Genomic DNA, 26,585 nt, shown 5'->3' with positions numbered 1-26,585 from the left:
TTAAATAGAGTGTATTTACTGAGTCTTGTATTCTTTTAATAATTGGGTGAATATAGAGTAATAAGCTCATATTATGTACAGCGTATTATGAGCTTATTACTTTAAATACTCTACCAAAATATTAACTTCGTGGCTAGTAAGGCAGTGATGTATGGGCTCAGATCATGTGTTTTTACTTGATTATTTTAGACGTTGCCAAAAAGTGTTGTCGAGTATTGCTTTAGGTGCTGATACACAGGATGTGTTTTTACAATTGCAGAAAATTGTAGAGTCCATGGAAAAAGGACGTATAGCCAGTGTTCTATATTTAGATAAATCCTCAAAAACACTGCACAGTTATGTAGAGAATGACCTACCGGGATTTTATAACGATGCCATTGAAGGGGTTGAGATTGGCGAATTTATTGGTTGCTGTGGATCCGCGGTTTATCTTGGAAAAACGGTGATTGCTGATGATATCCAGTCCCATCCTAATTGGAAGCCATACCGCGAATTAACAAATAAGTCAGGACTAAGGGCATGCTGGTCGGTTCCTATCGCTTTGTCTGATGGCAGTATTTTTGGGTCTTTTGCTATTTACTCTCAAGAAAAAGCAGCACCTAGTGAGGATGAATTAGAAATACTAAGCATGGCGGCTCACATTGGTAGTGTGGCAATTGAAAAGTCTCTTTTTGAGGAAAAATTGAAATTTGCAGCCACCCATGATGTATTAACCCATCTATTAAATCGTACTCAGTTTGAGATACTTGCAAATAAAATGCTGTTGCAACTAGAGCTCAATCAGCTTTCTATGAGCTTGTTGTTTTTTGATTTGAATAATTTTAAAGAAGTTAATGATCAATACGGTCATGATGTAGGAGACAAGGTATTAATCTTATTTGCGCAGGTTCTGGAGAGTGAATTACGAGAGTCAGATATTGTGTGTCGCCGTGGTGGTGACGAGTTTTTAGTTGGCTTAACCGGAACCACTAAAAGGGGAGCCGAAGTATATCTTCATCGTGTGTGTAATAACTTTCAAAAAGAACAAAACAGACTGGATCTTACAGAACGTGTTAACTTTTCAGTAGGTATTTCTGAAGCGGTTCCAAGCGTGTCTTTGACGTTGGCAGATTTAATTAGATTGGCGGATCAAAATATGTATAAGTGCAAAGAAATGATGAGAGAAGATTCAAAAAAGCGCACTAAAGAATAATGCTTAGCGATTTATTAGAGCTATATATTTGCTACTAAATCGCTAATGCAATAATACTCCTTATTTTGGATGACTTAAATTCAAATGGGGATAGAGCTCTCTTACGTAATTTAATGCTTTTTGTGCACCATCCTCATCGTATTTTTCCAGTAATGCAGACCCTATAATAGCGACATCTGCGTATTCTGAAATAGCATCAACTTGTGCCTTCCTTCTAATACCAAATCCAACGGCTAAAGGAATATTGGTGTAGCGTTTGATCTCGCTTAAATAAGTGTTAAGGTCACGATTTGAGTGTTGCTGTACATCACCTGTTACACCTGATCGGCTCACGCAATATAAAAGACCTGTTGCCTTTTTTGCAATCATTTTCAACCTATCCGAAGGTGTGTTTGGCGTGACAAGCCATATAGGCTCTATTTTATTAACCAAACAAGCCTGCTTATATTCTTGGGCGTTCTCAATGGAAAGATCTGGAATAATAATTCCGCTAATGTTTGATTGAGCCGCATGTTCAACAAAGTGATGAATGCCGAATTTAAATATAGGGTTTAAGTAACTCATCAGAAGTATTTTACTGTTTGGAAACGCATTACTTAATGCGGCTAAATGCGCTAAACAATCTTGCATTGTGAATTCGTTTTCTAAAGCGTGATGACATGCATTAACAATGGTTTCCCCATCTGCAACAGGATCAGAAAAAGGAAATTGTACTTCGAGTAATTCAACTCCTATGGTTAACAGATTTTCCATCCACGCTAAGCTTTCTTGAACCGATGGATAGCCATATATAACATGTGTCATGGCCAGTGTTTTGGTTGATTCTGTTGAAGGTACTTCTTTTTGCTTTAGAATAAATTGCTCTAGTTGGCTCATTATTTAGATCTCAGTTAAGTTTGCTGGGTTGTCTTGTCTTGATAAAAATCTTTGACGTACTCTTGAATAAAAGGTACAAATTCCTCATCTTGGAACGCTTTTGCCACATTAAAAATGTCTTTGTCACCCCGTCCAGATAAGTTAATGACAATGTTCTCTTTGTTTGAGAGTTGCTTGGCTTCACGAAAAGCCGCTGCCAAGGCATGAGACGATTCCAAGGCAGGAATAATGCCTTCTTTAGTTAGCAGTAAAGAGCAAGCTTGTAGTACTTCTTCGTCTGTTGCGTACGTCATTCTAATCCTCTGGGTTTCGGCTAGATGAGCGATAATAGGTGAAACGCCCACATAGTCTAAGCCGGCAGCAATGGAGTGAGTGTCTTGTAGCTGTCCGGATTCATTCTGCAAAAAAATACTTGAGAAGCCTTGTGCAATGCCTTTTGATCCTAAACCATGGGAAAGCCGTATAGAGTGTTCACCTATTTTGGCTCCCTTGCCTGCGGCTTCTACACCAATCATTTCTATCTGTTTATCTGCAATGAAATTTTCAAATAAACCAATCGCATTAGAACCTCCGCCTACACAGGCATATAATTTATTAGGTAATGCATTAAATTGAATCTGGCTTTGCTCTCTTACTTCTTTGCCAATAACCGATTGAAAGTACGACACCATTTCTGGAAAAGGAGCACATCCACATGCCGTACCAATAAGGTAATGGCTGGTGTCGTGACTACTGGACCAATCCCTTAAGGCCTCATCAAGGGCGTCTTTAAGGGTTTGAGAGCCTGTATTTACTGACACGACTGTGGCTCCAAGTTGTTTCATCCAAAAGACATTTGGGTATTGTCGGGCAATGTCTTTTTTCCCCATATAAATGGTGCACTCTAATCCTAGACGTGCAGCAACCAAAGCCGTTGCTATGCCGTGTTGCCCTGCTCCAGTTTCTGCAATAACACGGCTTTTTCCCATTCGTTTTACTAATAAACCTTGTCCAATAACATTGTTCATCTTATGGGCACCACTGTGGTTTAAATCTTCTCGTTTAAGGTAGATTTTCGCGCCACCGAAATGATTACTTAAATTTTCACAATGGGTTAAAGGCGTTGGACGCCCAGAAAACTGTTGCCATTGCTTATGAAGCTCTTGAATAAAAGTAGGGTCATTTTTAGCCTCTTCAAAAGCGTTTAGTATCTGCTGTTGACTGGTGTAAAGGATTTCTGGAATGTAGCTGCCTCCATATTGTCCGTAGTAACCTTGCTGGCTTTTCATTGTGTGTCTCCGTATATGCGATTAATTTATTAACTTTACCGTTTAGTTAATAAATTAATCGCTTATTACTGGTAGGTCAAGTGCCTTTGTGAAAAAATACCCATAACTTTAGGTTTTAACGGAGCAGCTCTATGACACGTGGTCGCCCATCAAAAAAATTAGAAATTGCGGCATGCGCAAAATCCCTTTTTCAAAAACAAGGTTATCAAGGAACCAGTATCGATCAAGTTGTTGTTTTATCTGGTGTTTCTAAACCAACGGTCTACAGTAACTTCTCATCAAAACAAGTATTGTGGGTTGAAGTAATGAAACAAGTGATCGCAAGTGCAGCAATAGATATGCAATCATTAGAAAGTACAGATGACGATTTTTTATCTCAATGGATAGCAACATGGGAAAAGTGGCAAGCATCCTCAGAACGGCTCAGTCTTTATAGAATTATTTTAGGAGAAAGTGTGAAGATGGAAGAAGAAGCGCTTGTTTTATTCTCTAATTTTGAGACGGTATTAAATTCACGTTTAAATATCATCCGCGAAAAAAGCGGTTTATTATTAGAAGATAGCGTTTATTTTGCTTTGTATTCGACAAGTTATTATTTATTTATTAGTAAAAATCTATATAAGAGACAAAGTATTACAGAGTGCAAAAATAGAGATTTATTAGAAGTTATCTTGCCCAAATCGGATAAAAACGGTAAATGATAGCGTAGAGGTTGATGGGTGGAGAAGCTAAGTTTCAAGGTTTTTATGATAACGATGTAAGCGTCCATCCAATCCTATCGATGACTGACTTCAGTCGACAGTCTTCTCGCTTCTTATTATTCAAGGCGAATGTAATGGCGGTCTATCGCAAGGACAATTGGCCAGCACTATTTGAGGTCTTCGAGCTGTTTGACTTAACTCAAGCCGAGTTTTGCAAGCAGCGCAGCATCAATTTGATTACTCTTGACCAGTTAACCAGAGAAAAATTTTCTCTACTAAGTTTTCTGCAACTTCTTGATTAGCCATGATTGTTGCCTGTTCTTGACTGCTAGAAATCCCCCTAGCAGAGGAAGACCATGTTGCTAAGGTAATCTGATCGTTATTCATAAGAGAGGCGTTCACATTGATAAAAACGTAATGGCGTTGCTTTTGAGTTTTGTATTCATAAGAGGGCTTGAGGGATAAGGCTAGGTTGCTACTTGCATAGCTCACAAGGGAAGGTGTTAGGCCTTTTTTACTTAACACGCTGCCGACTTCTTGGCTCAGCTCATCCGCAAAACCGTCCTTATCAATAGCAATTCTAAAATCGCGAATTAATTGTGCCGTTTTTGCTTGTACTTTGAGTACATATTGAGGTCGTTGAATTACCTCTCCTTTGGAGTATAAGCTTAATGACTCATTCAATTTACGTCTTTCTGATAATAACGACAGTGCAGGCAATAAAAGGCTCCACTGTTCTGTTAATAGTCGATCGTACTGGATTGTGTTGTTGATGTTTAAAATATTCTTATCGACGGAAGCTATTTTGCTTTTAAGTTGCTGAATGAGGTTTTGTCTATCCAATCGTTGTAACACATAGACATAGTGAGTGTGTACAAAGCGCTGGTCTGTTTCAGTCGATTCCAGTGTTATGGGATTGGTTTCAACACGAATAAATTGAGACAGAGACTGCATCACTTGTTCTTGTTGTGTATCAAATCGATAAACTTGTGAGTTTTCAAAATTAACACTTTGTATCGTCACTTTGAGCTGGTTTGCAATGTCTAAGTTGGCTCTTTTTGTCGCTAAATCAAAAGATGAGTTGATGTCAGGCACAATTTCCGCACTGCCTACACCATAAATAAACTGCTCATTTTGAGGTGGGAAAGTAACCCATTCAGGAAGCGCTTGCTCCACTTTCTTGGGGGCGGATGAGCACGCTGAAAGAAGCACGATCAAAGACAACAGGCTTAGTTTGATGCAATTTTCTAAAAACGTGCCATGCAATTTCATCGTTAAAAGAAGCCTTTATCTGCGAGTTTTTTAATTTTCTTCTGGCCATTCCACACTTCTTTGTTTGTTGTCATGTCAATAAGCTTTAAATCTATTTGGTAAAAACTGACTCGCTGATCCCCATTTGAATCAATGATGGAGTTGATTGACCCTGACAATGCAAACCCAGCGCCTTGTTCTAAGCCAAACTCTGCATTTGTGCCTACAGCGGAATTCAATTCTTGATCTTCACGCTCTGATCGGATGTCTTCTCGTTCTTCACCGGATACGACGAAATCAATTTTTCCGCTGCGTAATAGATTGCGTTTGATGTCATTAATAAAAGTATCGACGGGGATATGGTCATGGCTTTTATTTCGAATAGTTTGAATAATGACAGTCGGATTACCTGATTGATTAAACTGGAAGTCTCTAAACCAAGGGAAAGTAAGCATATCCCCCATCATTTCTTCGGCAACTAATTGAGAGTCTGTGTCATTCCACTTATCGGACAGAGCCACTTCTTTGTCGAGTTCTATTCTTTGTACGCTGCCAGAGCTACAGGCAAATAAGAAGGTGCTTAGGCAAGCAAGTAATACCATTCTATAGCGTGCTATTTTCATTTTGAGTCCTCATAAGGGTTGAGCAATATACATTATTCAGTTGTCTTATTAGTGTTTAATTAGGGTTCCGGATGTTCCAGACTTTGACACTTCCTCGTCTCAGTTTAACCTGATCTAAAGAAAAATGTTGTTCATTTACCAAGTAAGAAAAATCGTATTCTCCTGGGTCTAACGGTTGTCGTATCAATCTAACTTGAGCGGGTAAAGTAAGCCAATTGCGAGTTTCTGCAGCAGAAGAGACAAAGATAGCGACTTTACTCAATAAGTCTAGCAATTGCTTGGTACCTTCATCTTTCGTAGAAGCGGCTACTTTATGTGCAAGCCACGCTCGCAGTACTTCTCGTAATAAGCTTTCGTAGATGTCTCGTTGGGATTGGTTTAGCTGTTCTTGTACTGCGATATCTGCCAGTGATGCCATACGAATGCTACTTTTAATAGGAAGTGGCGCCTTTTTGTCAGCGAGTAAACGGGTGTCGATTTTTCTTGGGTTAATGGATAGTTGAGTGTTGCTGTTGTCTAAACTAAATCTATGATAATAAGGAATAGTAACCCTTAATGGTGTGCTCAAAAGAGTATCGTCAAGCTCTATTCTAGAAAGCTCTTTCCAAACTTTAGATCCTAAAATGACTCTTTTTGTGAAGAAGCCATCCAATGCTGCGATAGATTTCCCTGCTTTATAATTCGCTATCATACTTAATGGATTGATATCCGCATAAACCATAGTAAACCAGCTTTGTGCTTCGTCTCCTGATGTTAGGTGACCGCCAAAAAAAGGCTCTAAAACTAAGGAGTAGCTTTGGGGGTCACCATATAAAAGCACGCTCATTTCTTGTTTAGCGGGTAGGAAGCCTTGGTGTTCTAAGAGAACAACTTCGGCATTTTTTTGGTTGTATTGAGCCAGTATGGCTTGTGACTTTTCTGTCAGTTTCTCTTTGATTAGTTTCGGGTATTCAGATGACCATCCACCTGTTTTCTTCATCATTCTTATGGTATCCAACCATGCTCTTTCCGCTGTCACAGTGGGTAAATCATATTGCTGTGCGTAGCCTTCTTCATAGAGTATTGCAGCGGTTTGATAGGAAATGCGAGCGTCGTCATACTCTTGCGCAACTTCATACAGCAGCCCTTCCATATATCTCGCCCAAGCATCATCTCGATAAGCGTACTTATCCCTATCAAGAGCCCCGGTATAAAACCCGGAAAAAAAATGAAGGGTTTGCTCTAAAAAAGACTTATTTTCACTTTTGATATCGGAGTAGCTTGGAGTTTGTCGAGTAATTTCATCGAGTTTTAAATCGATGCGTCGACTTTCAACTAATGCGGCATCTAGGAGTGCTGTCTTTTCTTGCGGTATGTTTGTCTGCTCAGCAAGGGCTAAATAGTTTAATGATTTAAAATAACTAATATAAACGCGTTCAATACTATTGCCACGATAACTACCTTGTCTTGGGTTCGTTAATAAAGCCCATGATCTGTCAGAAAAGCTTTGATTAAAAAACGTATCGCTAATCTCTTCTGCGGCTTCTAGTAGTTGATTACTGTGACTGTAATTGCCTTGGTATTGCGCTAATGCGCCTGTTTCGAGTAAATACAGTAACCTGTCTTCTGGTGAGTCTAAAGCTTCTGACAGTGCCGATTCGGCCGCTTGCCAGTTCCCATTGTGGGCAAAAGTCAGTCCTTTATCAATGCTTTGAGAGTAGGTAGTGCAACCTTGGAGAAATAGAATAAGAACGAGAAGAAGACAAACGGGCACATTAAAGTCCTTTATTTAAGAACTCATGAATGAATAAAACAGACAGTAACCCTGCACACCCTAGATATAATAGAAACCAACGTATTCTTAAGCAATTTGGGCAAGGTTTCTTCTTTTTTTTCATTATTTGTAATCCCTACTACATCAATCATCCGCACGTCTATTGATCGTGAAAAGAAGCATAAAAAAAGAGGCTATACAGCCTCTTTTACTCTATCACTATGATCAACTTAAGCGCTACAAAAACTTATTGTTCAGTCGCTTCAGCTTGTTGCTTTTGTAAGCTGTCTAGGTATAGAGCATCAAAGTTGATTGGTGCTAACATCAATGCAGGGAAGCTGCCTTTAATGCAAAGTGAATCAATGTTTTCACGAGCATAAGGGAACACAGTACCAGGACAGAATGCACCAAGGGCATGATGCAGTTGTCTTTCGTCAAGACCAGAAATATTAAACAAACCGCCTTGCTGAACCTGTACTAAAAATGCCGTTTCAGATTCATTTTTAACGTTTACAGTGATTTCCAATACGACTTCGTATAAATCTTCACCAACTTGGCGGCTTTTAGTATTAAGTTCTAAGCCAATTTCTGGCTTCCATTCTTCCTGAAAAACCATCGGTGAACGTGGTGATTCAAAAGAAATATCTTTTAAAAAAATACGTTGTAGAGCAAGTTGTGGAGCGGCTTCGCTTGCTGCTTCAGTTGCTGCTGCGTTTGCTTCTGTATTCTCTGCCATTTTGGTGTCCTTAGTTTTATTTTCAAATTAATTAGAAAGAAGTATGTCTAGTTTGCTTGCTCTTTCTAACGCGAACAATTCATCGCAGCCACCAACGTGAGTATTACCTATCCAAATTTGAGGGACAGTACGTTGACCGCTTTTTGCCATCATCTCTTGACGAAGTTTATTACTGCCATCCACTTTAATTTCATTAAACTTAGCATTCTTCATTTGTAAAAGCTGTTTAGCTCGTGAACAATACGGGCAGTAGTCACTTGAATAAATGGTTATATCAGCCATGTTTTCCTCACTGTTAGTTCTTGATAAGGGGCAGGCTGGCGGCTTGCCATTCTGTAATTCCACCTTGTAACTTGAAGACATTAAAGCCAGATTTTTTCAATTCGGCCGCACTGGCACCTGCTGTTAAACCGGACTTACAGACTAAAATGATGGGGGTGTTTTTATGCTTCTCAAGGGTGCCGATTTGATCTTTTAGTGTGGATGCAGGAATGTTAATAGCACGGGTAATATGACCTGTTCGGAATTCTGTTGCAGGTCGAATGTCTACAACAACGGCATCTTCTGTATTCATGAGACTCGTTGCAGCCGCAGGGGAAAGGGTGGCTGCACTGCCTTTGTTTTCATACCAAAGCACGACCAAAGCGGTCGTAACAAAAGTTGCAACCAACGCCCAATGATTCATTGTAAATTCAATAAATTGATTCATCATAACTATTTAACCTATAAAAAAACTGATGGCATTATACACACCTAGGCTTTACGGTACATCTGCTTCAAAGAAGATTCTATTTTAGTTATTTTAAATGGATGTTTCATAAGGTGTGTTGTCGAGGGTATGAATGAAAAACTGGCAAATATTAGTGATAGGTTTCGTTTCGTGGATGCTGTTAGGTTGTGCAAAGGGCATTGAATCACCTCAAAACGTTTCAGATCAGGGGCAAGCTGAGCTAACACGCACACAATTACAACTTCAGCTCAGTCAACTTTCGGATGCGGTTTGGCTGCGAACTGGAGAGCTTATTTTTATGGAATCTAACCTGCCTTTAACGTCGGCTGATCCGGCAACGGTGGAAAAAATAAAAGTCGATTTACGTCGACAGATTTTTCATGCCCAAGAAAAAATCAGTGCGGTTAATCATCGTGTTCAAAGACGTTTGCAGCACGGGAATGCACTTGATTACCTGACAATAAATTTAGTCGATATCGAACTTAATGGTAAGAAACTAGACATTAATGAACGGACGCGTTTTATTTCTCTCGTTAAAGGTGAGGAGAAAGTGTGGCGTGTCGCATTTGAAAACGTACATGACCCCATCACCATGACGCTTATATTAAGTGAAACGGGTGAGTTATTTATTGAAGAGCAAGGTGTATTGACGGTCACACCTTGGATGAGCTTCGATCCTTTTGTGACAAGTATAAGTTGGTTTAATCAAGCAATCAGGTCACAAGGTCAATTGAACTTAACTTTGCAACCTTCATTGCAGTAGCTTGGCTTATCTTTGGTTCGTTGAATCAAAGATTTTGTCTGCGTTACCTTCAATAAAGCTATCAAAAAGAGTGCCATCCGCTTGTTTATGACGAATAGCAAATTCATAAAAACAGCTGGGAATCTGCTTGCTCACACCGTCAGAAAACTCAAAGTCGATTTTATCGGCCATAGTTGATGATTGCTCTAAGAAAACCTCAGGCGTTCCTTTTACCAGACCTCCAACCGTATTGAGAGTGTAGCCTTTATCAAGCAAAAGTTGATTTACTGACTCTATATCATCAAACCCTGATAAATGGTTGATACTTACTGTGAAGTGGTTGGCACCTAACCCAATAGTAGAAAGCCATGCTGCGTATTCGCTTTCTTGCGACAGTGTTTGATATTCTTCTGAAGACGGTTTGTTCCATAAACGCCCTTGCCAAAACACGGAGGGAGATTGGAGGCAATCGTTTGGAATTTGAGCAATGTATGAATTCAGAATGAGCTGAGATTTTTCAGACAATTCGTGTGTTAACAATTCGCTTAAAAATACTTTCGGTAAGGATGAATCTGAATGTTTATAGCAACGGGCAAAAAGGTGTTTCTTCTCAAATCGAAAAGCGCCGTAAGCCTGATAACCTAACTGAGTTAATATTGACTCGAGTTTCTCTAAAGAAATAGGAGAATTCGCAAAAGTACGAAAAGCAACGTGATCGTTGATAACCTTTTCTCCTGCCTCTTGAAACAATGATTGAATGTTTTTGGCTTGTGGTGTTATTGCTATGTAATTTTGCCAAAGTGAGTGAAAAAAATCGTAAGCCTTCATAAATTGGCTCCTACAAAGGGTGAATTTGGTGAGTGAAATAAGTGCCAGAGTCTCGATTTTGGCCGCTGATGGTAAATACTTTACGGTGAATGAATGCTTGATACAAAAGGTAATAATGCATGTTGTCATGCAAAAAAATTGATCATTTCATCTTGAGCGCGTAAATAAATCATTTATTATGATTTAGTGGTTCGTATTTGTTTTAGTGGTTCGTACTTGTTTTGATTACGGGATACTATTTTAGCAGTAGGCTTTCATGATGCGTCGTTATCTTCCTTCTTCTATGTCATTAAAGTGTTTTGAAGCGTCGGTTAGACATTTAAGCTTTACTCGAGCTGCACAAGAACTACACCTGAGCCAAAGTGCCGTTAGTCGGCAAATTCGGAACTTAGAAGATTTTCTATCACGTGATCTGTTTATACGTTTGAATAAACGTCTTGTGCTTACAAGCGCAGGTGCATCGTATTATAGAGAGATTTTACCCTTACTGGATGGTATGGAGAATGCGTGTTTTAAAATGCGTCATAGAGAAGACGAAAAAACGGCCTTAACACTGGCTTCGTTACCAACGTTTGCGATACATTGGCTTATCCCACGGTTGGTTACTTTTCAACAGATAAATCCTCAGTTTCAGTTAAATGTAAAAGCCTTAGAGGGCGGTGACATTGATTTAAATGCAGTGGATGTTATTTTACATTATGGCGGAGATCATTGGCCTAAAGCAGTTACTCATCATCTTTTAAGTGAAAGTGTGATTCCGGTTTGTTCTCCTACTATTGCATATGATTCCGTGTCGATAGAGGAAATAGTTAATTATCCTTTGTTAAATTTAGCGTCCAGAATGAACTCATGGCCCGATTGGTTCTCCTATCAAGGCATTGCACAACCTATAGAGCGGGATTTGTTTTCTGGAGTGAGTTTTGATCATTTCCAGATGCTTATTGAGGCCGCCAAACTCGGGATGGGAGTCGCTTTAATACCAACGTTAATGGTGAAGGATACATTGAACTCAGGTGTGTTAATTGCGCCATTTGGTGATTCGATGACAACATCTAATGAATATTTTTTATCTTACTCGGCTGATAAGGCCGATTTAGAGCAAATAATGGTTTTTCGTGATTGGTTGTTGCGCTGTATTGATGACTAATTGGTCTTTTCATACAACCGATCAGACCTATTTTGTAACAAAATTACAATGCTGTGATAATATCGAAAAAGTTTTTTAAGAATCATAGTATGGGAATGAATATAATGAGCAAAAAAACCACCGCACTCTTTATTCTAGATGGTTGGGGTTACAGTGAAACATCCACATCAAATGCGATTGCTGCTGCCAATACGCCAAATTGGGATGCATTATGGTCAACTCGTCCTCATAGCCTCATTCAAACATCTGGTATGGCTGTGGGTCTTCCTGAAGGGCAGATGGGCAATTCAGAAGTTGGCCATATGAATCTTGGTGCTGGCCGAACTGTGTATCAGAATTTTACCCGTATCGGTAAAGCGATTGAAGACGGCAGTTTTAAAGAAAACCCAGTGCTGGTTGCCGCAGTTGATCAAGCGGCGTCCCACAATAAAGCAGTACATGTTTTAGGTCTATTGTCTGGCGGCGGTGTACACAGCCACCATGAACAAATTATGGCAATGTGTGACATGGCGGCTTCTCGTGGAGTAAAAGCGATATACGTTCATGGCTTCACCGATGGTCGCGATACGCCACCTCGATCCGCGAGTGGTCCAATTGAAGCACTTAATAATAAGCTAGAATCTCTTGGTGTTGGTAAAATTGCGACCTTAACAGGGCGTTATTATGCGATGGATCGTGATAATCGTTGGGAACGAGTGCAAGCGGCTTATGATGCTATTGTTTCAGGACAGGGTGTGTTTGCAGCAGAAACCGCAGAAGAGGCCATCGCACAAGCGTATGCGCGAGATGAAAATGATGAGTTTGTAAAAGCGACTGTGATTGGTGAGCCTGCTCCAATCGTAGATGGCGATGCAGTGATCTTTGCAAACTTCCGCCCAGATAGAGCACGTCAGTTAACGAGAGCCTTTACTGAAGAGGATTTTACAGGCTTTGCTCGCCAATCACGTCCAAAATTAGCGGATTTTGTTACTTTTACGGAATTTGCTTCTGATATCAATGCCAATGTTGCTTATCCTCCTGTTGCATTAAGTAATACGTTGGGTGAGGTCCTGTCTAAGACGGGTAAGAAGCAGTTAAGAATTGCAGAAACCGAAAAATATGCGCACGTTACTTTCTTCTTTAATGGTGGTGAAGAAGCGGTTTTTGAAGGAGAAGAACGTGAATTGATTCCTTCTCCAAATGTGGCAACGTATGACTTGAAACCGGAGATGAGTGCTCCAGAAGTAACAGATAAATTAGTCGAAGTCATCTTAGCCGGAAAGTACGATACGATCATTTGTAATTTTGCTAATGGTGATATGGTTGGACACAGTGGTGTCTTTGAGGCGGCCGTCAAAGCAGTTGAAGCGGTCGATCATTGTCTTGGACGATTGATAACCGCATTAGATGACACTGGTAGCCAATGTTTGATTACCGCAGATCATGGTAACGTTGAGCAGATGTTAAGCGAAGATGGTACTCAACCATTAACCTCACATACGTTGGAACCCGTGCCATTAGTCCTGTATTCAAGTGAATCTGATTGGGGTATTCAAAGCGGTGCTCTTTGTGACATCGCTCCTACGTTACTTGATATGATGGGAATGGAAAAGCCAATAGAAATGACGGGTAAGAGTTTATTAATTCGTTCTTAAGGTTCTTATATTAAATACGATTTTTCAATGTTACAGGGTAAATATCATGCGTTACTTCTTAATAGTTATGCTAATACTGAGTGTGTCTTTTGGGCAGGCGTCAGAACCGTCTTCTCCTGAGGAAGCACAACAGCAGATTGAGCTATTACAAAAAGAAATGAAGAAGTTGCGAGGTTGGTTAAATGATATTAAATCTCAAAAAAGTCACGTTGAAAAATCACTCGAAAACCAAGAAAAGGCCATTCAAGAATTGATTCAGAAGATTGATAAGATTCAAACGGATTTGAAAAAAGGAGACAAACAATTAGGTGCCTTGCAGCGGCAACAGCAAGGACTGCAATTGAGTATTCAAAAACAGAATGAACAAATAGCCGCCCAACTTAGGGCGGTTTATCGTTCAGGAGAGCAAAAAAGCATTAAGTTACTATTGAATGGTGCCACTCCCGAAGAGTCGATGCGTTTGGTGTACTACAATCGCTATTTCTCAAATGCTAGACAGTCTTTAATTAATGGGTTCTCTTTGGAGGTGAATGAACTTAATCTTGTAGAAAAAAGCATTCGTAGCCAAAGAGCGCAACTGGCGCGTGATGAAGTTTTACTTAAAAATGAAAAAGACAGTTTGGAAAAAGAAAGTGCTAAACGACAACGCTTGTTGGCTCAAATCAATGCAGATTTATTAAAAGGCAATAAACAATCTGAGCGTTTGAAACAAGATGAAGCTCAGTTGAAACATTTGTTGAAAAAATTAGAAGAAGCATTGTCTGACATCAATCTTCTGGAAGAAAATGTGAGTTTTTCTGAATTAAAAGGTAAGCTCTCTCGACCATTAAATAAAATACGTGTGATCGCAGAAACTGGAACCGTGAATTTAGGAGGCGTCAGCCTTAGAGCTCAAGCAGGAGAGAATGTAAAATCAGTATATCATGGACGGGTTATTTTTTCTGAGTGGCTACGAGGTTTCGGTTTTTTAGTGATTTTAGACCACGGTGGTGGCTATATGTCTTTGTATGGTTACAATCAAAGTTTATTAAAGGAAGTGGGGGAATGGGTGAAGTCAAATGAAGTCATTGCAACAGCAGGCAGCTCCGGTGGAAGATCAGAGACAGGCTTGTTTTTCGCTATTAGACATAATGGTACGCCTTTAAAACCGCTTGATTGGATTCGTTAGCCATTGAACTTGTGAATCCCTTTGCATCAGTAGAGTAATCATTAATTAGATATGAATGAAATGAACGTGCAGTTATTAGATTGGATCAAACTATGAGCATTAAGAAAAAAGTTAAGCGATTCGTTTCATGTGGGCTGCTATTAAGTGCACTCCCTATTTCGGCTGACGTGATTGACAAACAGTCTGGCCCTGTTCCATTAGAAGAAATCCAAACGTTCGTTAATGTCTTTGAAACTATTCGAGAAGGGTATGTTGAAGAATTAAGCGATAAGCAAATTTTACAGAAAGCCTTAAAAGGTATGGTGTCTGCACTTGACCCTCATTCAGAATACCTTACTCAAGATGAAATCAGTAGTTTTCAAGAAATTACGTCTGGTAACTACGCAGGTATTGGTATTGAAGTTGAAATTCAGGATGGGCGTTTAGTGGTCATCTCTCCTTTAGATGACTCTCCAGCCGCAAAAGCCGGCATTGTATCTGGGGATGTTGTGATTCGTATTGATGACCGCTTGGTATCCGATGTGGGCATACAAGAAATTACCATGTTGATGCGAGGTGAAGTGGGTTCTACTGTCACGTTAGACATTGAACGTGATACTGAAATATTAACGTTATCAATAAAACGGTCGTTGTTGGACCGTCAAAGTTTAGTTAGCCGTTGGCTAGGCGAAAACATTGCTTATATTCGTATCAGTCAATTTCAGGGAGACAGTGATAAGGAGTTCAATAAGGAACTGAATAAACTTCAATCTAAGCGTGAGATACAAGGGTTGGTGTTAGATCTACGTAACAATCCAGGTGGTGTATTGCAAAGTGCTGTGGGCATTGTTGATACATTAATTGATGACGGATTAATCGTATATACAGAAGGTCGACACGCTCAATCAAAACTACAATTTTCTGCAACGAATCAAACGGCACTGCCTGATGCTCCGGTGGTTGTATTGATAAATGAAGGCTCTGCATCGGCATCTGAAATTGTTGCCGGTGCGTTGCAAGATCATGGAAGAGGTGTGGTTATGGGGACAGAAAGTTTTGGTAAAGGCTCTGTTCAAACGGTTGTTCCGTTAACCGACGGGGCCGCAGTGAAATTAACCACCGCTCTATATTTCACACCGAATGGTCGCTCTATTCAAGCTCAGGGCATTGAACCTGATATTTTAGTTCCAAATGCCAGTCTAGTGAGTAATGAAGAGACGTTCTTTGTTAAAGAGGCTGAATTGAGTGGACATTTAAAGAATGGGACAGGAGGGCAAGACAGAACCAGTGCCGACGTTGATGTGTCTATTGATGGATTAGCTAAAGACGACTTCCAATTGTATCAAGCTTATACGGTTTTGAGCGCCTTTCCTCAACTTTTGAAAAGACAGCGTTGATATGTACTGTAATAATAAAAGCCCCTTGAAGGGGGTGCTGACGGTGTTGTGTGTTTCTTTGTTTTTCTTTGATTTGTCTTATGCTCAAAGCGTAATAGACAATGAATTGGATAAGGTAAGGCAGAGTGACGGTGCAGTTGAGATTGATTCTTTACTTAAAGGCCCTATTGTTCTTCCCACCGCAGAAAAAGCGTTTTGTTTACCTTCTATTTTTCGATTCTCCAGCTCTGTATCGAAAAATGATTTGTGCAACACTGCGGATGAGAAAACAAACCTCTCTGTAATATTACAAGAAGACTATTTAGGTCCTCTATTAATAGAGAAGGCAACATCATCTAATAAAAAAGCGGTGCCGAGTTTGGAGCAACTCACCAGTGATTTAAACGACGAAGTGTTGCAAGAGCGTCAGCCAATGGTGAATGAGGTGCTGGATCAAGGAAGTATTAAAGCAGACGATTACTTATCGAGCCCCCCTGTAAAAATCGCTATTTTAATTGATGATCTTGGATACAATCGCAAAGGTATGGAGTTGTCTTTGGCGCTTCCTAATGAAGTCGCATTGGCTATTTTGCCTCATACGCCATTCGGTAAAAAAACAGCATTAATCTCCTCTCAGACTGGCCGAGTGATTTTGTTGCATGCTCCTATGGAAAGTATCAATCAGCATAATCTTGGTCCAGGTGGGCTTTATACTTCGATGACACAAGAGCAGGTCATTAAGACACTAAATGACGATTTGTTATCACTGCCAAATGTGATTGGTGTGAATAATCATATGGGCAGTCTCCTAACGCAAAAAACAGACACAATGAAATGGATAATGCAGGTTCTTCAAGAAAAGAATTTGTTTTTTATAGACAGTGTGACCAGTTCGAAAAGTGTTGGCTGGCAAGAAGCGGTAAACAGCAACATTCGTACAATGAAGCGAGATGTGTTCCTAGACAATAAAGTCACAGAAAAAGCCATTGATACCCAGTTTGAAAAGCTGCTTAAAATAGCTCGAAAAAAAGGCCATGCACTCGCAATTGGCCACCCTTATCCTGCAACGATGAAGTATTTAGCAAATCGGCTCAGGAATTTAGACGAATTGAATGTCGAATTAGTGCCGTTAACAGAGTTACTGGATAAAAAGCTAGCCACAGTTGAGTGAAATGAGTAAAAGAGGCATTTACAGAGAGTGCTGTTCTTATTTATTAATCGCGATACAGCTTGTTTGTCAGCAGATCTTTTACTTGAGAAGGCTGTTTTGTACTGCCTAGTGGCGCATCAAAAATGGCATCTATCTGATTACCAAAATAATGAATAACATCGTCTTTAGTCATTGCTGGTGGTTGCCCTGCCGTGTTTGCGGACGTAGAGACTAATACTTGGCCAAATGCTGAGCACAATGCTTTGATTGGCTCATGCTGAATCAAGCGAATAGCAACACTTTGATGATTTCCACGAACCCAGTTCGGCGCTACTTTTATATCAGGAACAACCCAGGATGTAGGTTTATCTGTCTTAGCAATCAGTAAATTATAGAGAGCAGAAGAAAGGGATTCTTTCCATAGAGACAGATGATTCACTTCGCCAGCGACGAGAATCAAACCTTTTTCAACTGGGCGTTGCTTTAATGTGAGAATTCGAAGTACTGCTTTTTCATCAAAAGGGTCACAGCCAAGACCCCAAACAGCTTCTGTCGGATACGCAATAACACCGCCCTGCTGTAAAATAGATGAAAGTTCAGATAGGGATGAAGTAATAATCATGGAGAATGTTTACGGGATGGACAGTAAGTATGAAAAGAAAATGCTGGCTTATTTTCAATAAACCAGCGTACTAAGGAGTGCATAACTTATAGCTTTGAAAGCTTCCCTTTAATTTCATTCAACTTGTTATGAACGGTCTTTTCTAGGTGTTCCATTTCATTAATTAAGTCTTCTTTTGTGAGTTTATCTTCTTGCTGCTTACCAACAATTTGACCTAACTCGTCGACTGCTCGAAGCACAACCAATGAAGGCTCTTGTACTTGTTGATAAGTTTGTTGACCACCGTCTGTTAATACGGTCTTAGTTGAGCGGCCAAATTTGAACTTTTTACTTTTTGGAAGTAAAGAGCCTTTTTCACGACGGTAATAAACTTTTAAGACATCAAAGCCATTTTCAAAACGTAAAGTGAATTTTTCAATGTCTTCAAAACTGGTAACGCCCATTGAGTCTAAAGTAGGGTACATAGTGAATTTCCTATTAAAATGTTGGAAGATGATACTATGGCCTAGGATATTGTTATTCTAAAAGCAAGTAAATGTAATATTACAATTTAGAACATGAATGCATTATTCTTCATCATTGTCTTCATCATCGATTCCTAATTCTTTTATTTTCCTAGTAAGGGTGTTTCTTCCCCATCCAAGTAATAACGATGCATCTCTTCTGCGCCCTGCTGTATGTGTGAGTGCGGTTTCAATCATAATGCGTTCAAATTTGGGAACTGCTTCATCAAGGATGGCTTTCTGCCCTTGACTGAGTGCTCTATCAACCCATGTTTTAAGTGCGTCTTCCCAACTACTGAATGCCTGCTCGCTTGGTGTGGTAACCAATAACTCTGGAGGAAGATCTTCTACCAACACCTCTCGACTGGATGCCATTACAATAATCCAACGGCAGGTATTTTCCAATTGTCTGACATTTCCAGGCCAATTCAAACGCATCAAATAGTCTTCAGTTTCTGTTGTTAAAAATTTACTTTCAACATCCAGCTCTTCCGCTGCTTTTTTTAAGAAATAACGTGCTAGTTGTGGAATATCTTCACGTCGTTCTGACAGTTTAGGAAGATGGACGCGAATAACATTCAAGCGGTGAAATAAATCTTCACGGAAAGAACCGTTCGTGACTAAATCTTCTAAGTTCTGATGAGTGGCGGCAATAATTCTAACGTCCACTTTTACCGGTGTGTGTCCACCTACTCGATAAAACTCTCCGTCCGCTAAAACACGCAGTAATCTGGTTTGTGTTTCTGCTGGCATATCGCCAATTTCGTCTAAAAATAGCGTTCCGCCATTGGCTTGTTCAAAGCGTCCTCTACGTTGGGTATTTGCTCCCGTAAATGCTCCTTTTTCATGGCCAAACAATTCTGACTCTATAAGGTCTCTAGGGATTGCCGCCATATTTAGTGCAATAAAAGGGCTGGCTGCTCTTGGGCTGTGTTTATGGAGAGCATGTGCAACCAGTTCTTTCCCTGTTCCTGATTCACCATTAATAAGAACCGTTATATTTGAGTTGGCTAGACGCCCAATGGCTCGAAATACCTCTTGCATTGCAGGTGCTTCACCAATGATATCTCGCTCTACAGATTCATTTTCTGGTTCTGAATTTTGTTTTTCTTCAATAGATGGCATCGACTCTTTGTAGTGAAGCAGTGCGCGTTTTACGAGAGTAACGGCGTCTTCAACATCGAATGGTTTGGGTAAATATTCAAATGCACCACCCTGATAAGATGCAACGGCACTGTCTAAATCAGAATGAGCGGTCATGATAATAACAGGTAGATATGGGTAGTCTATTTGCAATTTTTTCAATAAACTCAAGCCGTCCATTTCTGGCATGCGAATGTCGCTTATGATGGCGCTTGGCTGCTCTTGATCAAGCAGTTTGACTAACGTTGTCGCATTATCAAAGAGTCGACATTGAATGCCTTCTTGCTCAAGGGTTTTTTCTAATACCCAACGAATAGATTTGTCATCATCTACTATCCATACAGTTTCAGAAGTAGTCATTATGTCTCCTTTTAGCCTTGGACTGCTGTCTCTATTGGCAAGTAAATATTAAATTCAGTGTTCTCCGGCTGGCTATTGCATTCAATAAGGCCGTGATGCTGATGAACGATAGATTGAGCAATGGATAGGCCTAATCCTGTGCCATCTGGACGACCACTTACCATTGGGTAAAATAGTGTTTTTAGTAATGCTTCTGGGATGCCAGGCCCATTATCAATCACGCTAATGCAACAAACTAAACGATGACGCCTGGTTCCTATTGTGAACTGCCTTAATGCTCGGGTAACGATGGTGATGCATTTATCATTGGTTTGAGGGTTTTCGAGTAGTGCCTGCATGGCATTACGAGTAATGTTTAAGAGTGCTTGTATTAGTTGTGATTTATCCCCAATAAGATTTGGAATGCTTGGGTCGTAGTCTCTTAAGATCGTCAACTGCTGTTCTGACTCAACGCTAATCAACTGGTTTACTCGTTCAATTACTTTGTGAATATTAAGATTTTCGGTTTGCGGCAATTTACGAGGACCTAGTAATCGGTCTACGAGGTCTCGTAAACGATCGGACTCTTCAATGATGACTTGAGTGTAATCTTTCAGTGCTTCATCTTTGAAAGAACGGCTGATCAGTTGCGCAGCGCCACGAATTCCTCCTAGAGGGTTTTTTATTTCGTGGGCTAAGCTTCTCACAAGCTCTTTGCTGGTCTGATGAGTGGCGATAAACTCATCCTCTTGAGAAATCCGTTTCATATGGTCTCTAGGATACAGTTCGATTAGCAAGCTGTCCGTTGAGTGTAAGCTCATGATAGGGGTAACCGTATAATCGAGTAGCAGCTTCTTACCATTAGTCAGTAGTATTTCTGTTTCTCGTTTGGTATATGGGTAACCCGAAATCACAGCCGCTTCTAATGCCGCTAAACTGCTTTCATTTTCAAAAAATGCTTGGCTAATTTTTTGCCCATAAATCCGTCGACGACTGATCGCCAACAGTATTTCTGCTGCTGGGTTTAGATATTCAATTTGCAGATCTCGATTGAGCTGTAGTACTGCGGTAGATAAATGATCAATTAATACGTTATGCACAATGTGGCCTCTTTAATGACATTCTAGCAACTGCAAAATACGAACCAACATTTTGCTTTATAAAGTATCGATTTAAGTGAGTAGAAGAGGGAGGTTGACTCGTTTGTTGCTCTATTTTAGTGCATTTTTATCTTTTTTGTCTTTTTGAGGGCAAAAAAAAGCCCTGATATAGTTCAGGGCTTTTTTAGTGCGGTTAACTGAACTGTGATTAAACGCTGTAGTACAATTCAAACTCAAGTGGATGAGTTGTCATTGAAATGCGTTGTGCTTCACCAGACTTAAGATCGATATAAGCATCAATCATCTCATCAGTGAAAACACCTCCTTGAGTTAAGAAAGCGCGATCTTCGTCTAGACAGCTTAATGCTTCTTCTAGGCTAGCGGCTACTGTAGGAATCGCGAGCGCTTCTTCAGCGGGTAAATCATACAAATCTTTATCTGCTGCATCGCCTGGGTGAATCTTGTTTTTGATTCCGTCGATACCTGCCATTAACATTGCAGAGAATGCTAGGTATGGGTTTGCCGTTGGATCAGGGAAACGTGCTTCAATGCGCTTACCTTTAGGGCTAGCTACATAAGGAATACGGATAGACGCAGAACGGTTGCGTGCAGAGTATGCCAACATAACAGGTGCTTCGAAACCAGGAACAAGGCGCTTGTAAGAGTTGGTTGAAGCGTTTGTGAATGCGTTCAATGCTTTAGCGTGCTTGATGATACCGCCAATGTAGTAAAGCGCCATCTCTGAAAGACCAGCGTATTGATCGCCAGCAAATTGGTTTTCGCCATCTTTCCAGAAAGACTGGTGAACGTGCATACCAGAGCCGTTATCACCAACGATTGGCTTAGGCATGAATGTCGCTGTTTTGCCGTAAGCGTGAGCAACATTGTGTACGCAGTATTTAAGTACTTGAACTTCATCGGCTTTTTTAACCAATGTGTTGAACTTAACACCAATTTCGTTTTGACCAGCAGTCGCTACTTCGTGGTGATGTACTTCGATGTCTAAGCCCATTGCTTCCATGGCGTTACACATAGCGCCACGAAGGTCGTGATGAGAATCTACAGGAGGTACTGGGAAATATCCACCTTTAACGAAAGGGCGGTGACCCATGTTGCCACCTTCGATTTTCTTGTTAGAAGACCAAGCCGCTTCTTCAGAGTTTATTTCAACGGAAGAGCCAGACATGTCTGATTTCCATTTCACATCATCAAAGATGAAAAACTCAGGTTCAGGGCCAAAGAAAGCAGTATCACCTAACCCCGTTGATTTTAGAAAATCTTCTGCGCGTAATGCAACAGAACGTGGATCACGATCATAGCCTTGCATTGTTGAAGGTTCGATGATGTTACAACGTACGATAATTGTTGTATCTTCAGTAAAAGGGTCTAATAGAGCTGTATCATCTTGTGGCAACATGATCATGTCAGATTCGTTAATGCCTTTCCAACCAGCAATGGAAGAACCATCGAACATTTGACCATTCTCAAAGAATTCTTCATCAACAGTGCTTGCTGGAATAGTAACGTGTTGTTCTTTACCTTTGAAATCGGTAAAACGAAGGTCTACCCACTTCGCATCGTTTTCAGCAATCAACTCAAGGGTCTTGATTGACATAAGTTGTTCTCCATTAAAAGTTTAGGCGAAATAAAAATTTCGATCAGTCTATAAAAGGCTTCAAAGTGGAAGCCGTGTTACCATTAAGAAAGCACATCTTGTGCCAAAATAAAAGAGAGAAATTAAAAACCTTTGTTTTTCAATGTTTTAGGTTTTTGATGGAATTCTTTGCACGTAAATGGCTCAATTGAGTGCGTTAAAACGATACGTATTGTGATCTTTTAGTGCGTCTGAAATGTTTTATGATTTGTTTTGGTGCGAATATAAATTTTTATGCACGATTAAAGTTCTCTATAATGGCCGAACGAATAATAACCCCTTGAAGTCAGTTTAATATGAAATTTGTTGTTAAGTTTTTTGCTGAAATTACGGTCAAAAGCCGCCCCGTTAGAAAAGCCCTTATCAAACAGTTAAGGCATAACGTTCGTTTAGTACTGCGTAAGCTAGACGGGGACGTTGTTGTGTCCGGAAACTGGGACTTTATTGAAGTCATGTCTGATCAAGATCACCTACGAGATGAATTTATTGAGCATTTAAGTCGTATAGCGGGTATCGCTCATTTTCATTTTGTACGTGAATTTGAATTTACGGATTTAGATGGTGTTGCATTAGAAGCAAAAAAATCTTACAGCGATGCACTAAAAGGCGCTGTATTTGCAGTGAGAGTACGCCGCGTTGGTAGTCACAATTTTAGCTCAGTAGAAGCGGAGTGCCATATTGGTGGCTGTTTAAAAGAATGGTGTGAAGCTGATTCGGTGCGTTTGAAAAAACCAGATGTCTTGGTGCCCATTGAAATTAGAAATAACACTGTTTGGATCATTGAACAAAAAACAACCGGTTTAGGCGGTTATCCTATCGGCTCTCAAGATCCTGTATTGTCATTAATCTCTGGTGGTTATGACTCAACCGTATCTTCTTATTTAACTATCAGTCGAGGCTTAAAAACGCATTTTTGTTTCTTTAATCTAGGTGGTGATACGCATGAAATCGGTGTGAAACAGGTGTCCAACTTTATTTGGAAAAAGTACGGCTCCGAAATTAATGTGAAATTTGTCACCATACCGTTCGAAGATGTGGTGACGGAAATCCTTACGAAAGTCGACAATTCACAAATGGGCGTTATTCTCAAACGAATGATGCTAAGAGCGGCGACTAAAATAATGCCCGTAGTCGGCGCTCAAGCATTGGTCACGGGTGAAAGTGTGGCTCAAGTATCAAGTCAAACACTGATTAACCTGAAAGTAATTGATCAAGTGACGGAAGAATTGGTGCTAAGGCCTTTGATTACGGAAAATAAGCAAGAAATTATCGATCTTGCTAAATCCATCGGCACGGCGCCTTTTGCAGCCAGTATTCCTGAATATTGCGGCGTCATTTCTGTTAAGCCAACCACACGTGCTAAGTTGTTTAAAATAGAGCATCAAGAAACGAAGTTTGATTTTGATGTATTAGATCTAGCCGTTGAAAATGCGAAAATCGAATCCATTCAAAATGTGTTAGATGATGTGGAAAAACAACATCAAGGCGATGTTCCTGTTGTTCGTGTGCCAGTATCAGATGAAATAATTGTCGATATTCGTCATCCAGATGAGATTGACAAAAAACCGCTAAAAGTAATGGGGCATCAAGTCATTGAAATGCCGTTTTTTACCATTAACACCCGTTGGTCCTCCTTAGATCAGGAGGCATCGTATCTTCTTTACTGTGGTAAGGGCGTAATGAGCCGGATTCATGCATCGAGTTTATTGGGGCAAGGTAGGCAAAATATTGGTGTGTATTTACCTTAGTTTTGAACTGTGCTTTTGTATTGTTTTCAAACGATTTACCCAATTTTGAGAAGCCGCTTTTTTGTTTTTTCGTACACATAACCAACGAATACTGAAAGTAAAGCGACGTTAAGAGGAAATGTTTTTTTCTTATTTTTCGTTTCTGTCATGGGAACTTCATGAATATAAGGGTACAATTGCGCGAAATTTTATCCCAAATGAACAATAATTAAGCATTTAGTCTTATTTAAGGCTAGGTGCTTTTGTTGTGAAATATTGCACATGCTAAAGGCAGAAAAAACTCAATGTCTAATAATATCGATAAGTTACGTAATGTAGCTATTATTGCCCACGTTGACCATGGCAAAACAACGTTGGTTGATAAGCTTCTGAGCCAATCAGGTACACTAGATCGTAAAGATGCAGATTCCGAGCGTATCATGGACTCAAACGATCAAGAAAAGGAGCGTGGGATTACCATTTTGGCGAAGAACACTGCCATTCGCTGGAATGATTACCGTATTAATATCGTAGACACACCTGGACACGCTGATTTCGGTGGTGAAGTTGAGCGTGTATTGTCTATGGTTGACTGTGTTTGTTTGTTGGTTGATGCGGTTGATGGTCCAATGCCGCAAACGCGTTTTGTAACGTCGAAAGCATTTGAACAAGGTCTGCGTCCAATTGTTGTTATCAACAAAGTTGACCGTCCTGGTGCTCGCCCTGATTGGGTTATGGATCAAGTTTTTGATCTTTTTGATAGCCTTGGAGCAACAGAAGAGCAATTAGACTTCCCTGTTATTTATGCTTCGGCAATCAATGGTATTGCTGGTGATGATCCAGAAAACCTAGCGGAAGACATGACTCCTCTTTATCAAATGATTGTTGATAGCGTTCCTGCTCCAGACGTTGATCCAGAAGGCACCTTCCAAATGCAAATCTCAGCATTGGACTATGACAGCTATGTTGGCGTAATTGGTGTAGGCCGTATCACTCGTGGTTCTTTAGCGCCAAACCAGCAAGTTGTGGTGAAATCCGCTGATGGTTCTGAGCGTAAAGGTAAAGTATTAAATGTTAAAGGCTACTTAGGTCTTGAACGTATCGATACAGATCTTGCTGGTGCAGGTGACATCGTTTGTATTAATGGTATCGATAAACTCAGTATTTCGGATACTTTGTGCGACCCATTGTGTGTTGAAGCTTTGCCTGCACTAAGTGTTGACGAGCCGACAGTAAGCATGAACTTCATCGTAAATAACTCTCCCTTTGCGGGTAAGGAAGGTAAGTTCGTAACAACACGTAATATTAAAGATCGTTTGGATCAAGAGTTGATTCACAACGTCGCGTTACGTGTTGCTGAAGGTGATACGCCAGATAAGTTTATCGTCTCTGGTCGTGGTGAATTACACCTTTCTGTATTGATCGAAACGATGCGTCGTGAAGGTTTTGAAATGGGTGTATCTCGCCCAGAAGTAGTGACTAAAGAAATCGACGGCAAAATGTGCGAACCGTTTGAACGTGTTGTTATTGATGTTGAAGATCAGCATCAAGGTTCAATCATGGAAGAGCTTGGTTTACGTAAAGGTGAGCTAACAAACATGGAGCCAGATGGTAAAGGTCGTACACGCCTTGAGTTTATGATGCCTTCACGTGGTCTAATTGGTTTTCGTGGTTTGTTCCTAACCTTAACTTCTGGTTCTGGCATTTTGACCAGTGTATTTGATCACTATGGCCCAGTAAAAGATGGCGAAGTACAGAGCCGTAAAAACGGTGTACTAGTCAGTATGCTTACGGGTAAAACAGCCGCTTATGCACTGTTTAATCTACAAAGCCGTGGTCGTATGTTCTTAGGGCATGGTGTTGAAGTGTATGAAGGTCAAATTATTGGTATTCATTCACGTGATAACGATTTAGCGATTAACCCAATTAAGGGTAAGCAGCTAACTAACGTACGTGCTTCTGGTACTGACGAGGCGTTAACCTTGACTCCACCAATTAAGCACACACTTGAACAAGCGCTTGAGTTCATCGAAGATGATGAATTAGTAGAAGTGACACCTGAAAGCATCCGTCTTCGTAAGAAATTGCTAACAGAAAACGAGCGTAAACGTAGCGGTCGTAAGTAATCATTCATTGTTGCAAGCAATGTTTGAATTAGGCATTGCTTCAACGTGACTGACATAAGCAATTTAATGGTTTAAAAATCCTCGCCAATGGTGAGGATTTTTTTGTTTGGTTGATAATGATTCCCTTCCTTACTTCTTCTCATATATGTCATAGGGTTGAGGGTGATCTCTTTGCCCACAGTCTATATCAAACACAAATGCTAGACATATAGACATC

24 protein-coding genes are annotated in these 26,585 nt (G+C 40.2%); 10 read left to right on the top strand and 14 right to left on the bottom strand.

The window, feature by feature from the left end; translation table 11 throughout:
* Positions 1–151: 151 nt before the first annotated feature.
* Positions 152–1,192 carry a sensor domain-containing diguanylate cyclase gene (locus ACMUMJ_RS07445; RefSeq protein WP_414678186.1) on the top strand — a complete coding sequence of 347 codons (1,041 nt, stop codon included), beginning with the start codon at positions 152–154 and terminating at the stop codon, positions 1,190–1,192.
* A 60-nt stretch (positions 1,193–1,252) separates the two neighbouring features.
* On the opposite strand, the gene trpA is transcribed toward ACMUMJ_RS07445, so the two are convergent.
* Both trpA and trpB read right to left on the bottom strand, forming a co-directional pair.
* Positions 1,253–2,068: a tryptophan synthase subunit alpha gene (trpA, locus tag ACMUMJ_RS07440; protein WP_414678185.1), complete on the bottom strand. Its 816-nt coding sequence runs from the start codon at positions 2,066–2,068 to the stop codon at positions 1,253–1,255.
* 14 nt (positions 2,069–2,082) lie between these two features.
* Positions 2,083–3,336: a tryptophan synthase subunit beta gene (trpB, locus tag ACMUMJ_RS07435; RefSeq protein WP_414678184.1), complete on the bottom strand. Its 1,254-nt coding sequence runs from the start codon at positions 3,334–3,336 to the stop codon at positions 2,083–2,085.
* A gap of 131 nt (positions 3,337–3,467) precedes the next feature.
* On the opposite strand from trpB, the gene ACMUMJ_RS07430 reads away from it, so the two are divergent.
* Entirely contained in the window at positions 3,468–4,037 is a 570-nt protein-coding gene (locus tag ACMUMJ_RS07430) for a TetR/AcrR family transcriptional regulator (protein ID WP_414678183.1), read from the top strand.
* A 237-nt stretch (positions 4,038–4,274) separates the two neighbouring features.
* Here the strand turns inward: ACMUMJ_RS07430 and ACMUMJ_RS07425 are convergent, their stop codons facing one another.
* The 6 genes from ACMUMJ_RS07425 to ACMUMJ_RS07400 form a co-directional block, all read right to left on the bottom strand.
* Positions 4,275–5,309 carry an LPP20 family lipoprotein gene (locus ACMUMJ_RS07425; RefSeq protein WP_414678182.1) on the bottom strand — a complete coding sequence of 345 codons (1,035 nt, stop codon included), beginning with the start codon at positions 5,307–5,309 and terminating at the stop codon, positions 4,275–4,277.
* Between the two features lie 2 nt (positions 5,310–5,311).
* Positions 5,312–5,911, bottom strand: a complete 600-nt coding sequence (locus ACMUMJ_RS07420; RefSeq protein ID WP_414678181.1) for a penicillin-binding protein activator LpoB — start codon at positions 5,909–5,911, stop codon at positions 5,312–5,314.
* 55 nt (positions 5,912–5,966) lie between these two features.
* Positions 5,967–7,664 carry a COG3014 family protein gene (locus tag ACMUMJ_RS07415; protein WP_414678180.1) on the bottom strand — a complete coding sequence of 566 codons (1,698 nt, stop codon included), beginning with the start codon at positions 7,662–7,664 and terminating at the stop codon, positions 5,967–5,969.
* A gap of 247 nt (positions 7,665–7,911) precedes the next feature.
* A complete protein-coding gene (gene secB, locus ACMUMJ_RS07410; RefSeq protein ID WP_414678179.1) occupies positions 7,912–8,400 on the bottom strand; it encodes a protein-export chaperone SecB in 489 nt (162 codons plus the stop codon).
* A gap of 27 nt (positions 8,401–8,427) precedes the next feature.
* Entirely contained in the window at positions 8,428–8,682 is a 255-nt protein-coding gene (gene grxC / locus ACMUMJ_RS07405) for a glutaredoxin 3 (RefSeq protein WP_414678178.1), read from the bottom strand.
* A 13-nt stretch (positions 8,683–8,695) separates the two neighbouring features.
* Positions 8,696–9,112, bottom strand: a complete 417-nt coding sequence (locus ACMUMJ_RS07400) for a rhodanese-like domain-containing protein (RefSeq protein ID WP_414678177.1) — start codon at positions 9,110–9,112, stop codon at positions 8,696–8,698.
* Between the two features lie 130 nt (positions 9,113–9,242).
* On the opposite strand from ACMUMJ_RS07400, the gene ACMUMJ_RS07395 reads away from it, so the two are divergent.
* Positions 9,243–9,893, top strand: coding sequence for a hypothetical protein (locus ACMUMJ_RS07395; protein WP_414678176.1), 651 nt, complete (start codon positions 9,243–9,245; stop codon positions 9,891–9,893).
* Between the two features lie 6 nt (positions 9,894–9,899).
* On the opposite strand, the gene ACMUMJ_RS07390 is transcribed toward ACMUMJ_RS07395, so the two are convergent.
* On the bottom strand, positions 9,900–10,700 hold the full coding sequence (locus tag ACMUMJ_RS07390) for a DUF1338 domain-containing protein (RefSeq protein WP_414678175.1): 801 nt from the start codon (positions 10,698–10,700) through the stop codon (positions 9,900–9,902).
* 256 nt (positions 10,701–10,956) lie between these two features.
* Here ACMUMJ_RS07390 and ACMUMJ_RS07385 point away from each other — a divergent pair, with 256 nt between their 5' ends.
* The 5 genes from ACMUMJ_RS07385 to ACMUMJ_RS07365 all read left to right on the top strand — a co-directional run bounded on the left by ACMUMJ_RS07385 (position 10,957) and on the right by ACMUMJ_RS07365 (position 17,175).
* Positions 10,957–11,847 carry a LysR substrate-binding domain-containing protein gene (locus ACMUMJ_RS07385; protein ID WP_414678174.1) on the top strand — a complete coding sequence of 297 codons (891 nt, stop codon included), beginning with the start codon at positions 10,957–10,959 and terminating at the stop codon, positions 11,845–11,847.
* Between the two features lie 104 nt (positions 11,848–11,951).
* Positions 11,952–13,481, top strand: coding sequence for a 2,3-bisphosphoglycerate-independent phosphoglycerate mutase (gpmI, locus tag ACMUMJ_RS07380; protein ID WP_414678173.1), 1,530 nt, complete (start codon positions 11,952–11,954; stop codon positions 13,479–13,481).
* A 46-nt stretch (positions 13,482–13,527) separates the two neighbouring features.
* Positions 13,528–14,649 (top strand): murein hydrolase activator EnvC family protein, encoded by a 1,122-nt coding sequence (locus ACMUMJ_RS07375; RefSeq protein ID WP_414678172.1) that lies wholly within the window; start codon positions 13,528–13,530, stop codon positions 14,647–14,649.
* A gap of 92 nt (positions 14,650–14,741) precedes the next feature.
* On the top strand, positions 14,742–16,025 hold the full coding sequence (ctpA, locus tag ACMUMJ_RS07370; RefSeq protein ID WP_414678171.1) for a carboxyl-terminal processing protease CtpA: 1,284 nt from the start codon (positions 14,742–14,744) through the stop codon (positions 16,023–16,025).
* 1 nt (position 16,026) lies between these two features.
* On the top strand, positions 16,027–17,175 hold the full coding sequence (locus ACMUMJ_RS07365) for a divergent polysaccharide deacetylase family protein (protein WP_414678170.1): 1,149 nt from the start codon (positions 16,027–16,029) through the stop codon (positions 17,173–17,175).
* Positions 17,176–17,218: 43 nt separating this feature from the next.
* On the opposite strand, the gene tsaC is transcribed toward ACMUMJ_RS07365, so the two are convergent.
* From tsaC to glnA, 5 genes are all read right to left on the bottom strand, one after another.
* Positions 17,219–17,776 carry an L-threonylcarbamoyladenylate synthase type 1 TsaC gene (gene tsaC, locus ACMUMJ_RS07360; RefSeq protein ID WP_414678169.1) on the bottom strand — a complete coding sequence of 186 codons (558 nt, stop codon included), beginning with the start codon at positions 17,774–17,776 and terminating at the stop codon, positions 17,219–17,221.
* An 86-nt stretch (positions 17,777–17,862) separates the two neighbouring features.
* On the bottom strand, positions 17,863–18,240 hold the full coding sequence (locus ACMUMJ_RS07355) for a DUF3461 family protein (protein ID WP_414678167.1): 378 nt from the start codon (positions 18,238–18,240) through the stop codon (positions 17,863–17,865).
* A gap of 102 nt (positions 18,241–18,342) precedes the next feature.
* On the bottom strand, positions 18,343–19,782 hold the full coding sequence (gene glnG / locus ACMUMJ_RS07350; protein ID WP_414678166.1) for a nitrogen regulation protein NR(I): 1,440 nt from the start codon (positions 19,780–19,782) through the stop codon (positions 18,343–18,345).
* Positions 19,783–19,793: 11 nt separating this feature from the next.
* Complete coding sequence (gene glnL, locus ACMUMJ_RS07345) at positions 19,794–20,861, bottom strand: nitrogen regulation protein NR(II) (protein ID WP_414678165.1); 1,068 nt, start codon at positions 20,859–20,861, stop codon at positions 19,794–19,796.
* Between the two features lie 208 nt (positions 20,862–21,069).
* On the bottom strand, positions 21,070–22,476 hold the full coding sequence (gene glnA / locus ACMUMJ_RS07340) for a glutamate--ammonia ligase (RefSeq protein WP_414678164.1): 1,407 nt from the start codon (positions 22,474–22,476) through the stop codon (positions 21,070–21,072).
* A 335-nt stretch (positions 22,477–22,811) separates the two neighbouring features.
* Here glnA and thiI point away from each other — a divergent pair, with 335 nt between their 5' ends.
* Complete coding sequence (gene thiI / locus ACMUMJ_RS07335) at positions 22,812–24,263, top strand: tRNA uracil 4-sulfurtransferase ThiI (RefSeq protein ID WP_414678163.1); 1,452 nt, start codon at positions 22,812–22,814, stop codon at positions 24,261–24,263.
* A gap of 284 nt (positions 24,264–24,547) precedes the next feature.
* Positions 24,548–26,368 carry a translational GTPase TypA gene (typA, locus tag ACMUMJ_RS07330; RefSeq protein WP_414678162.1) on the top strand — a complete coding sequence of 607 codons (1,821 nt, stop codon included), beginning with the start codon at positions 24,548–24,550 and terminating at the stop codon, positions 26,366–26,368.
* Positions 26,369–26,585: the final 217 nt, after the last annotated feature.

Source organism: Marinomonas phycocola, assembly GCF_047525455.1.
Lineage (GTDB): Bacteria > Pseudomonadota > Gammaproteobacteria > Pseudomonadales > Marinomonadaceae > Marinomonas.
The sequence above is the reverse complement of the archived record's forward strand: the minus strand, read 5'-3'. Positions and strand labels throughout refer to the sequence as shown.